The 10497-nt window shown below is 74.7% G+C and carries 10 protein-coding genes; 2 read left to right on the top strand and 8 right to left on the bottom strand.

Annotated features, from left to right (window positions below; translation table 11 throughout):
• The 3 genes from VIM19_13350 to hflX all read right to left on the bottom strand — a co-directional run.
• The coding region (locus tag VIM19_13350; protein ID HEY5185861.1) for a DEAD/DEAH box helicase at positions 1–598 on the bottom strand (598 nt) is incomplete at its 3' end.
• A 42-nt stretch (positions 599–640) separates the two neighbouring features.
• Positions 641–3268: an EAL domain-containing protein gene (locus VIM19_13345; protein HEY5185860.1), complete on the bottom strand. Its 2628-nt coding sequence runs from the start codon at positions 3266–3268 to the stop codon at positions 641–643.
• A 107-nt stretch (positions 3269–3375) separates the two neighbouring features.
• On the bottom strand, positions 3376–4764 hold the full coding sequence (gene hflX, locus VIM19_13340) for a GTPase HflX (protein HEY5185859.1): 1389 nt from the start codon (positions 4762–4764) through the stop codon (positions 3376–3378).
• A gap of 149 nt (positions 4765–4913) precedes the next feature.
• On the opposite strand from hflX, the gene VIM19_13335 reads away from it, so the two are divergent.
• Positions 4914–5567, top strand: coding sequence for a hypothetical protein (locus VIM19_13335; GenBank protein HEY5185858.1), 654 nt, complete (start codon positions 4914–4916; stop codon positions 5565–5567).
• Complete coding sequence (locus tag VIM19_13330) at positions 5564–7228, top strand: PEP-utilizing enzyme (GenBank protein HEY5185857.1); 1665 nt, start codon at positions 5564–5566, stop codon at positions 7226–7228. The genes VIM19_13335 and VIM19_13330 overlap by 4 nt, the downstream gene beginning before the upstream one ends.
• On the opposite strand, the gene VIM19_13325 is transcribed toward VIM19_13330, so the two are convergent.
• The 5 genes from VIM19_13325 to VIM19_13305 form a co-directional block, all read right to left on the bottom strand.
• A complete protein-coding gene (locus VIM19_13325; protein HEY5185856.1) occupies positions 7210–7551 on the bottom strand; it encodes a hypothetical protein in 342 nt (113 codons plus the stop codon). The two genes, VIM19_13330 and VIM19_13325, sit on opposite strands and share 19 nt — an antisense overlap.
• A gap of 146 nt (positions 7552–7697) precedes the next feature.
• Positions 7698–8438: a hypothetical protein gene (locus VIM19_13320; protein HEY5185855.1), complete on the bottom strand. Its 741-nt coding sequence runs from the start codon at positions 8436–8438 to the stop codon at positions 7698–7700.
• A complete protein-coding gene (dapF, locus tag VIM19_13315; protein HEY5185854.1) occupies positions 8435–9298 on the bottom strand; it encodes a diaminopimelate epimerase in 864 nt (287 codons plus the stop codon). Before dapF ends, VIM19_13320 begins: the two co-directional genes overlap by 4 nt.
• Positions 9299–9325: 27 nt before the next feature.
• Positions 9326–10240 (bottom strand): tRNA (adenosine(37)-N6)-dimethylallyltransferase MiaA, encoded by a 915-nt coding sequence (gene miaA / locus VIM19_13310; GenBank protein ID HEY5185853.1) that lies wholly within the window; start codon positions 10238–10240, stop codon positions 9326–9328.
• Positions 10237–10497: hypothetical protein (locus VIM19_13305; protein HEY5185852.1), on the bottom strand; the 261-nt coding region annotated here is incomplete at its 5' end. The genes miaA and VIM19_13305, both read right to left, overlap by 4 nt.

The raw sequence follows: 10497 nt of genomic DNA, 5'->3' as shown, positions 1-10497 counted from the left end.
CGCGGGCGGCCTCGGAGAAGCACTCGCTGGCGTAGCGGCACCGGGCGGCGCCCAGGCACTCGTGACCGGTGGCGGACAGCGACCGCCAAGCCCGCTCCAGCGGCGCCGGCACCAGCTCGTCGCGGTCACCGGTCTCGGTGTCGTCCGCCCAGGCCCGGATCCGGCGGACGTCGCGGCCCAGCGGCGTGGTCGGGGCGGGCGAGAACAGCATGGCGTCGTCGTCCTCGGCTGGGCCCTCGTTCAGCCGGTGCAGGCACAGGTAGTGGTGCCGACCCTTGAGGATCGCGAACTGCGGGCCCCGCTCGAGCAGCGGCTCGAGGGCGTCGACCACGCGCGGCAGGTCACGCTCGACCAGCTGGCGCTGCAGTGCGATGGTCGCCGTGGCGACGATGACCGGATGCTCGCTGGCCGCGCTGTGCAAAACGGCGGGGACCAGGTAGGCCAGGCTCTTGCCGGTCCCGGTGCCGGCCTGGACGAGCAGGTGCTCGTGCGTGTCGATCGCGGCGGCGACGGCCTCGGCCATCCGCTGCTGCCCCGCGCGTGACTGGCCGCCGACCGCGTGGACGGCGGCGTCCAGGGCGCTGGCCAGGTCCACCACGCCATCCATTGTCCGGCACGGTCACCGCCCGTCCGGCGGCGGTCAGCGTCCCGGTGCGCGAAGGGCGCCGAACTTCGACGGTGCTGGCAGAAGGGCCCCTTCATGCGCAGCGGCGGCGGCGAGGGAGGCGGTGAGGTACTCGGTCAGCTCGGCGGCCGACATCGGCCGGGCGAACAGGTAGCCCTGGCCGCGGTCGCAGCCCATGGCCAGCAGGGCGGCCCGCTGCTCCGCGGTCTCGATGCCCTCGGCTACCGTGGTCAGCCGCAGCGCCGCGCCGAGCCGGACGATCGTGCGGGCGACCTCGGCCTCCTCCGACCCCCGTCGTCCGACCGACTCCACGAACGAGCGGTCGATCTTGAGCACGTCGACCGGGACCCGGGACAGGTACGACAGCGACGAGTAGCCGGTGCCGAAGTCGTCCAGCGCCAGGCCCACTCCCATGGTCCGCAGCTGGCGCAGCAGGCTGAGCGCCTCGTCGGTGCGCTCGAGCAGCACCGACTCGGTCACCTCGAGGGTCAGCGCGTCCGCGGTCAGCCCACTCTCGGCGAGCGCGGCCTGGACGACGCGTGGCCAGCCCGGCAGCAGCTGGCGCACCGACACGTTCACCCCGACGTGGAACGACTGACCCGGGGGCGCGAACCGTTGCCACTCCACCGCGTTGCGGCAGGCCTCCCCGAGGATCCAGGTGCCCAGCTCGTGCACGACGCCGGTCTCCTCGGCCAGACCGATGAAGTCGCCCGGAGAGACCATGCCCCTGGTCGGGTGGTTCCACCGGACCAGCGCCTCGGCCCCCACCGCCAGCCCGGTGTCCAGGTCGACCACCGGCTGGAACAGCACGACCAGCTCCCCGCCGGTCACCGCCGCCCGCAGCTCGGACTCGACCCGCACTCGGGCCAGCAAGGCGTCGTGCATCTCCTCCTCGAAGCGCACGAACATGGTTCGCTCGGCGGACTTCGCCTTGTACATGGCCAGGTCCGCGTTGCGCAGCAGCTGGTCGGCCGTCTCGTCACCGCGGTCGTTCACGGCCAGCCCGGTGGACGCGCCGAGGGTGAGGGTCCGCCCGTCCAGCTGGAACGGGCTGCCCAGCTGCCGCCAGATCCGCCGGGCCACCCAGGCGGCGTGGTGCTCGACGTCCTTGTCCTGCAGCAGCACCCCGAACTCGTCGCCGCCGAGGCGGGCCACCAGGTCCCCGGTACGCACGCAGCCGGACAGCCGGCGGCCGACCAGCTCGAGCAGCCGGTCACCGCTGGCGTGGCCCTGGGTGTCGTTGACCGACTTGAACCCGTCCAGGTCGACGAACAGGACGGCGACCCGGCCAGCCCCGGCACCCTCGAGCGCCCGCCGCACGTGGTCGCTGAACAGGGTGCGGTTGGCCAGCCCGGTCAGCGGGTCGGTGTAGGCCTGCGCGGTCAGCTGGTCGGCCAGCCGACGGTGCTCGCTGATGTCCCGCATGGTCAGCACCAGGCCGTGGATGTCGTCGTCCTCGAGCAGCGAAGTGGCGGTCACGTCGGTCAGCACCCACCGCTCGTCGCGGTGCCAGACCGGCAGCTCCAGGTCGTGGCTGACACCGGGCTGGTTGATGCAGGCGACGAGGGCGCCGGCCAGCAGCTCCTCACCGTCCGGGGTGAGCAGCCGCCCGAACGGCAGCCCGACCAGCCGCTCCGGGTCGTAGCCGAGGATCCGGCGGCCGGACGGCGTCATGTACCGGATCGTGCCGTCGGCGTCCAGCACGGTGACGACGTCGGAGCCGTGCTGGACGAGCGCGCGGAACCACTTCTCCCTGGTGCCCAACACGAGAGTGCGCTCCTCGACCCTGGCCTGCAGGGTGCGGGCGACGCGCAGCGCATCCAGCCGGGTGAGGATCGCGCCGACGAGCAGCAGGACGAGCGTCGCCAGCCCGAAGGCCTTGCCGATGCTCGACAGCTGGATCGCCCGCAGCGCGTCGAGCAGCACCATGACGCCGCCGAGCGCCAGCGGCAGCAGCGGGACCAGGACGGCGACGCGCTCGCGCCGGCGGGCGTCCACCGGGCGTTCGGCGACGCGGGCCGGCCGGCTGGCGCCAACGGTGACCAGGGCCGAGCCGATGACGATGACGCCGAGGCCGGCGACCTCGACCCGACGGTAATGCTCAGCCACGGCGAGGTCCGCCAGGACGAGCCCGAGGACGCCCGCGAGCAGTCCACCGGCCACTGGTCCGATGGTCGGGAACGGCAGGCCCCCGGGCAGCTGGGCCCTGGCCAGCACGTAGACCGCGGCCGTCGCGACGGCCGCCGCGCCGATGGCGGTGGTGCCTTCGACCGCCTGCCGGACCGGTTGGCTGTCCGGCAGCACGGCCGGCAGCACCAGCTCCCAGGTCAAGAAGGTGAAGGCCAGCGCGGCCACGGCGGCGTCGCTGGCCCGCTGCACCCGGCGGAACCGGTCAGCCGGCGGGTGCGGCAGCGCCAGCAGCCCGACGACGGCGAGCGGGGCGGCGACCAGGTGGAGCAGCTCGGGCAGCAGCGCGGGGATCCCGCCGAGCGAGCCGGGCTGCGCCACCTGGGCGGCCTGCAGCACGATGGCCACCGCGAGCACGATCCACGGCGCGCGAGAGCCCGGAGGCTCTCGCCAGCCACGCAGCGCGCACGCTGCGGCGGCCGTCGCCCCCGCCATCACCACCATCAGTGCTGGCACCCAGGCCATGCTGGCGGATCGACCCGGCGGGCCCAGCGGTGTAGCGCCGCGGGTCAGCGGGCCAGCCAGGACCCACTGATTCACCCGTTCGGCCCACCGGGCGAGGGTCAGGAGGAGGGGTAGCGGGCGAGCTCGGCGGCCAGCGCCGGGTCGACCCGCGCGACCAGCCTGGTCCCGTCGGCCGTGTGCTCCTCGGCCTGCACGCTCCCGTGGGCGTGCACCCTGGAGACCAGGTCGCCCCGGTCGTAGGGCACCAGCACGTCGACATCCACGGCGGGCCGGGGCAGCTCTCGCTCGATCAGGGCGAGCAGCTCGTCCATGCCAGCGCCGGTCCGCGCGGACACCACGACGGCGCCCGGCTCGGCCCGCAGCACCCGGTTCACCACGAACGGGTCGGCGGCGTCCGCCTTGTTCACCACGACCAGCTCGCGCACAGACGACGCGCCGATCTCGCGCAGCACCTCGCGGACGGCGGCCAGCTGGCCCTCGGGGCTCTCGTCTGAGCCGTCGACCACGTGCAGCAGCAGGTCGGCGTCCGCGACCTCCTCCAGGGTCGAGCGGAACGCCTCGACCAGCTGGTGCGGCAGGTGCCGCACGAACCCGACCGTGTCGGTCAGCGTGTACTCCCGGCCGTCGGTGGTGCGGGCCCGGCGCACGGTCGGGTCCAAGGTGGCGAACAGCGCGTCCTCGACGAGCACGCCGGCGCCGGTCACCCGGTTGAGCAGGCTGGACTTCCCCGCGTTGGTGTAGCCGACGATCGCGACGCTGGGCACCCCGTGCCGTCGCCGCTCGGTGCGCTTGGTCTCCCGCGCCGTCCCCATGCCGGTGATCTCGCGGCGCAGCTTGGACATCCGCGCCCGCAGCCGGCGGCGGTCCGTCTCGATCTTGGTCTCGCCGGGGCCGCGACCGCCGATCCCCACGCCGCCGGCCGCCCGGCCACCGACCTGCCGGGACATCGACTCGCCCCAGCCGCGCAGCCGCGGCAGCATGTACTGCATCTGGGCCAGCTCGACCTGGGCCTTGCCCTCGCGGCTCTTGGCGTGCTGGGCGAAGATGTCGAGGATCAGCGCCGTCCGGTCGACGACCTTGACCTTGACCACCTTCTCCAGCTGGATCAGCTGGCCCGGGGTCAGCTCGCCGTCGCAGATCACGGTGTCCGCGCCGGTCGACACGACGACGTCGCGCAGCTCGCGGGCCTTGCCAGAGCCGATGTAGGTGGCGGCGTCCGGCTTGTCGCGGCGCTGGATCAGCGCGTCGAGCACCTCCGACCCCGCGGTCTCGGCCAGCGCGGCCAGCTCGCGCATCGACTGCTCGGCCTGCGCCTGGGTGCCGTCGGTCCACACCCCGACCAGGACGACGCGCTCCAGGCGCAGCTGGCGATACTCGACCTCGGTGACGTCGGCGAGCTCGGTGGAGAGGCCGGCCACCCGGCGCAGGGCCTGCCGGTCGGCCAGGTCGAGCTGATCGCCGTCGAATTCGGTGAAGGTGTCGGTCATCGTGCTTCCAGGGTCGCACGGACCGCTCGCCGATGGCACGTCGATATCGGCCGAGGGGCCCGCAGCCGATGGACGGGCGACCGGCCTGGGCCTACAGTGCGCTGCGTCAGCCCGTGCCGGGACCACGGGCCCTGGCCGCAGGGGGAGCCATGACCGCACCCGACAGCGCGACGTTCCCCTCGATGCCGCCGGCCCCGCGCCGGGGTGCCCGGCGCTACCTCGTCCTCGCCGGGGCGCTGCTCATCGTCGTGGCCGCGGGGGCGATCCTGGTGCCACCGTGGATCTTCCACATCGGTGGCCGCTCCACCCCGGGCATGTCCTGGGACGGCGTCGGAACCGTGCGCGCGACCGACGGGGGGACGTACGTGCTGTCCACCCACCTCGTCGGTGGGCCGCTCGGCGTGACCAGAAGCGGCGGCATGGCCTGTTCCGACCGTGGCTGTGACACCCTGCACGGGACGGCCCGGCTGTGCACGAAGAGCGGAACGACCTACACCTTCCAGCTCCGTGGCGCCGTGCACGCTTGGTGGAGCACGAACGGCGCCGCGACCTCCGTGGACCTGACCAACGGGACGACCGCCCTGCCGGACGGCTGGGTGGTCGCCTTCCACGGCAGCTGGCACGGGCCACAGCTGGTGCTGAGCAGCCCGGACAACTCGTTCACCGAGGTGTTCACCCCGGCGGGAGCGATCCGGACGACCACCTCCACCGCGGACGCCGGCGGCGCGACGGTGACGCTGGACCACGGCTCCGCCACCGAGTTCGCGCGGGAGTGCCGGGCACTCACCTCCGGCCGGACATGACGCGCTGGGCGGACGAGCCGGGATTCCCGGGCGCGCACCACGATCCGGTGCACCACGACGGTCTCGACCATGTGACCGCCCTGCGGCCCGATGACCTCTCCCGTACCTGGCTGCTGGACTTCCACCACCCGCGCGGGGTGGTGCCGCTCGCGATACCCCTCGTGGACGACATCGCGACGGCCAGCCAGCAGGCGGCCCTCGAGCTGGGCCTGGGGCTCGGAAGTGGCTTCGCCTCGCGCCTCGTCGGGCCGCACGTCTACCTGGGCCCGTGCCCCACCCAGTCGGCGGTTGCGGTCGCCCGGCACGCTGCGGAGGCCGAGCTGGACGGCTACCCGGACCGGTTCGCGACCGAGTGGGCCGACTACGTCTCGGAGCTGACCTCGGCCTACGCGGCGCTTGACTCGGTCGACCTGGACGGCATCGACCGCGCGGGGCTGGCCACCTACCTGGCCGCCGCGCAGCGGCTGCACCGTCGGGCCTGGCAGATCCACTTCCACGTGATGTACCGGGTGTTCGCCGTCCAGCACCGATTCCTGGCACAGTGCCGGGAGCTGGGGCTCGGCGACGTCGACGCGGCGGCGCTGGTGCAGGGTGACGACAACGCGATCCTGGCCTCCGACCAGGCGCTGGACGGGCTGGTCACCTCGGCCCGCTCGGCCGGCCTGGACGCCGTGCTGCTGGCTGCCCTGCCGGGCGAGGTCGGCGCGGCACTGCGGGAGCACCCGGGGGCAGCCGGCTGGCTGACCGAGCTCAACGGCGTGCTCGCCCAGCACGGCGACCGGTCGGACGCCCTCGCCGACCTGACCGCGCCCAGCTGGCGGGAGGACCCGGAGATCCCGCTGGGGCTGGTCCGCGCCGCACTGGCCGCGGGGCCGCCCCGGCACCGGGTCCGGGCCGCCGAGCGGCTGGCCGCGGTGCGGACCCGGCTCAGCGCGGCCGCCCGGCCGCGACTGGACGCAGCCCTGGACGTCACGCTGCGGGCCAACGCCGTGTGGTGGAACGAGGAGCACACCGCCTGGATCGACCTGCGGGTGCACCTGCCGGTGCGCCGAGGGGCGCTGGCGCTGGCCGCCGTGGTGGGCACGCCGCAGCCGGACGACGGGCTGCTGCTGTTCCGGCGCGAGCTCACCGACCTGCTGCACGGGTCGGCGCCCTGGTCGTCGCTTGCTGACCGGGTGGCCGAGCGCCGGAGCTACCTCGCCCGGTGGGCCGTGCGGCGTGGTCAGCTGCCGCCGCGACTCGGATCCGCCGGGCCGTGCTCGGACCCGGTCCTGGACGAGATCCTCGGGGCCTCGCAGCCGGCGCGGTCCGGCGTCGGTCCGGTGCTGCACGGACTCGGTGTCTCGGCCGGCGTGGCCAGCGGGCCGGCCCGGGTGGTGCGCACACCCGACCGGCTGACCGACGTCCGGTCCGGCGAGGTGCTCGTCTGCGAGGCGACGTCCCCGAGCTGGACGCCGGTGTTCGAGCGGCTGGCTGGCTGCGTGTGCGACTCCGGCGGGATGCTCACCCACGCGGCGACCATCAGCCGGGAGTACGGGCTGCCCTGCGTGTGCGCGGTGGGCGACGCGACCTCGGTCATCGCGGACGGCGACCTCGTCGAGGTGGACGGCGCGGCCGGCACGGTCCGCCTCCCGAGCAGTTGTCAGGGTGACGACGGATAGGTCGTCGTCACCCTGACAACGAGGAGGGCGAGGAGCGTGGTGACCGCGACGGCGGCCCAGAAGGTGACGTGGTCGCCGCCGACGACACCGGTGAACGAGTAGCTCGCGTCGAGCGCCGCATTTACCACCGCGGCCACCAGGACGCTGCCCCGCGCCGCGCTGACCAGCGCCGACATCAGCACGCTGGTGCCCGTGATGAGCACAAGGAAGCCGACCAGCGGGAGGCCTTCGTCGCTCTCCCCGGGGACGTGCAGCAGCGGCAGGTGCCACAGCCCCCACACCAGGCCGAGCAGCAGGCTGGCCGGCAGCGGCCGCAGCCGCACCGGCAGCCGAGGCAATCCCCGGCTCGGTGGCCAGGTAAGCGGCCAGCCCGGAGCGGACCACCCGGTGGTCGTCCACCAGGAACACCCCGATCGGGTCGGAGGGCGCCGCGCCCTCCCCCTCCTCGGCCGGTGACATGCGCGTCTCCTCAGCGGGCGGGGAAGGCGTGCGCCTTGGCGGCGTCCAGCAGAGCTCGCAGCTCGACCTGCTCGGCGTCGTCGAGCACCGCGTAGGCCGGTTGCACCAGCCGGTCGGTGAGCGCCTCGGCGTCGGCGCGGACCCCGGCCAGACCGCTGACGTCCTCGTACGGCGGGTCCCAGCCGAAGAACACCGCGTTGACCTCGCCGCCGTTGCCCGAGAGCACCGCCTGCCGGGGGGTCAGCCCGGCCGCCAGGACGGCGACCGCGTGCAGCCCGCCGCGGTGCTCACGCAGCACGTGCAGGGCCTGGGCGCACCGCGCGGCCGGGTCGTCGGGCAGCGGCATGGCCCGCCAGCCGGCGAACAGCGGCAGCGCTGAGACGTCGGCCTCGGCCGCGACCGTCCCGGCCAGCTCGGCCAGCCGGGCCGCGCCGGCGAAACCCTCGAGTCGGGCCCGGCCCCACTCGTGGCAGGCCTGCCCGTAGCGGTCGGCCGCCTTGTCGGGTGCGACCGCCGCCCGGCCCGTCGTCCACGCCTCCCGGACGACGTCGACCGGGTAGAAGACGGTCGCGGCCGCCACGACGTCCGGATGGACGTCGCCCAGCACTCCGCACCGGCCCAGGAAGTACGCCGACCACACGTCGGTCAGCCCGTGCTCGGCCGCCGCCGCCTTCGCATAGCGGGAGATCATGAACCCGCCGCCGAGCAGGCTGACCTGGTCCTTGACCGACGCCGCGAACGACTCCCTCATCGATGGGCCTCCCACCACTCGCGACGGATCTCGCCCTCGGCCACCAGCACGGCCGGGCCGGTCATGGCGATGTCGCCGTCCGCACCGACGGTGAGCGTGAGCCGGCCACCGGGGACGTCGACAGTCCAGCGGTCCGAGGGGTCGGCGCCGGGCCGCTGCCGGGCCGCGGCCAGCACGGCGCAGGCACCGGTACCGCAGGAGCGGGTCTCGCCGACGCCGCGCTCGAAGACCCGGAACGCCACCTGCGCCGGGCCCCGCTCGACGACGAACTCGACGTTGACGCCCTCGGGGAAGGCGGCCGCCGGGATCACGGTCGGCGGGTCCAGCAGCCGCCCGGCGTCGTCGAGGTCGTCGACGAACGCGACCGCGTGCGGGTTGCCCACGTCGACGGCCACGGCATCGAAGCTGCGGCCGGCCACGGACACCTCGACGGTGCCCGGGGCCACCACCGCGGGCCCCATGCCCACGGTCACGTCGCCGTCCGGCGGCACGTGCGCCCACTTCACGCCGTCCCGGGTGGCGATCCGCAGCGCACCGCTGGGAGTCAGCCCGGCCGTGACCAGGTAGCGGGCGAACACCCGGGCACCGTTGCCGCACATCTGGGCCAGCGAGCCGTCGGCGTTGCGGTAGTCCATGAAGAAGCGTGCCTCGTCGGCGTACGGGGCGCCGTCCGGGTCCAGCCGGGACGGCACGACGCGCAGCACGCCGTCCGCGCCGATGCCAGCCCGGCGGTCGCACAGCGCAGCGGCCAGGGAGGGCGTCAGCTCGAGACGGCCGTCGAGGTCGGGGAGCAGCACGAAGTCGTTCTCGGTGCCGTGTCCCTTGAGGAACGGCACCGCGCCGGGCTGGTCGTGGATCACCGCACCTCCTCGCGAGTCACCCGCACGCTAGCCAACCGCCGCTGCTGCGACCACTCGACCCACCAGGTCGGGCGCGTCGAACGGCAGCCAGCCGATCCGCGGGTCACGACGGAACCAGGCCAGCTGGCGCCGGGCGAACCGCCGGGTGGCCCGCACCGTCTCGGCCCTGGCCTGCTCCTCGTCCCACTCCCCCGCCAGGAACCGCAGCACCTGCGCGTACCCCAGTGCCCGGGACGCCGTCCGGCCGTCCCGCAGCTCCTGGGCCTCCAGCCGCCGGACCTCGGCCACCAGCCCGGCCGCCCACATCCGCTCCACCCGCTGCTCGATCCGCTCGTCGAGGAGGTCGCGTGGGACCTCCAACCCGACCTGGACGACGCCGGGCACGGCGACCGGCACCGGCGGCAGGCTGGCTGCGAACGGCTGCCCGGTGATCTCCACGACCTCCAGCGCGCGCACCACCCGGCGGCCGTTGGTGGGCAGGATCGCGGCGGCCGCCTGCGGGTCGACCGCCGCCAGCCGCGCGTGCAGCGCGGGCGCGCCCTCGGCGGCCAGGTCGGCGTCCAGCCGGGCCCGGACCTGCGGGTCGGTGCCCGGGAAGTCCAGCCCGTCGACCACGGCGCGCACGTACAGCCCGGAGCCGCCGACCAGCACGGGCAGCCGGCCGCGAGCCCGGATGTCGGCGACCGCGGCCCGCGCCAGCCCGGCGAACTCGACCACGGTGGCCTCGTGGGTGACGTCCCACAAGTCGAGGAGGTGGTGCGGCACGCCGCGCCACTGGTCGGCCGTGAGCTTGGCGGTGCCGACGTCCATGCCGCGGTAGACCTGCATGGCGTCGGTGTTGACCACCTCGCCGCCCACCTCCAGCGCGACCGCGACGGCGAGGTCGGACTTGCCGGTAGCCGTGGCCCCCACGATGTTGAGCAGCCGCCCGCCCGCGCTCATCGCTCGGCGGGGGTCCAGGTGGCCACCAGGTAGCCCACCCCGTACGGCTGCGTGTGGGCCAGCAACCGCCCGACCGGCGGCTGCGGTTCGGTCCAGGCGGCCGCGGCGACCTGCCAGGGCGCCCGGCCGGAGACCATGAGCGCCGCGGCGAGCCCGGCGTCCAGCCCGGCCAGGGCCCCCCGGTCGGCGGTGCCGAGCGCGTCGGCCACGGCCGCCTCGAAGGCCCCGGCCCGCTCGTCGAGCGCACCGGGCGCCTT

It is taken from the genome of Actinomycetes bacterium (assembly GCA_036510875.1).
Lineage (GTDB): Bacteria > Actinomycetota > Actinomycetes > Prado026 > Prado026 > DATCDE01.
The sequence above is the reverse complement of the archived record's forward strand: the minus strand, read 5'-3'. Positions and strand labels throughout refer to the sequence as shown.

Bases quoted from the DNA above. Each gene is read 5' to 3' on its own strand.
- VIM19_13330 (HEY5185857.1), top strand. From the start codon at position 5,564: ATGACGCGCTGGGCGGACGAGCCGGGATTCCCGGGCGCGCACCACGAT.
- VIM19_13335 (HEY5185858.1), top strand. From the start codon at position 4,914: ATGACCGCACCCGACAGCGCGACGTTCCCCTCGATGCCGCCGGCCCCG.
- VIM19_13320 (HEY5185855.1), bottom strand. From the start codon at position 8,438: ATGAGGGAGTCGTTCGCGGCGTCGGTCAAGGACCAGGTCAGCCTGCTC.
- miaA (HEY5185853.1), bottom strand. From the start codon at position 10,240: ATGAGCGCGGGCGGGCGGCTGCTCAACATCGTGGGGGCCACGGCTACC.
- hflX (HEY5185859.1), bottom strand. From the start codon at position 4,764: ATGACCGACACCTTCACCGAATTCGACGGCGATCAGCTCGACCTGGCC.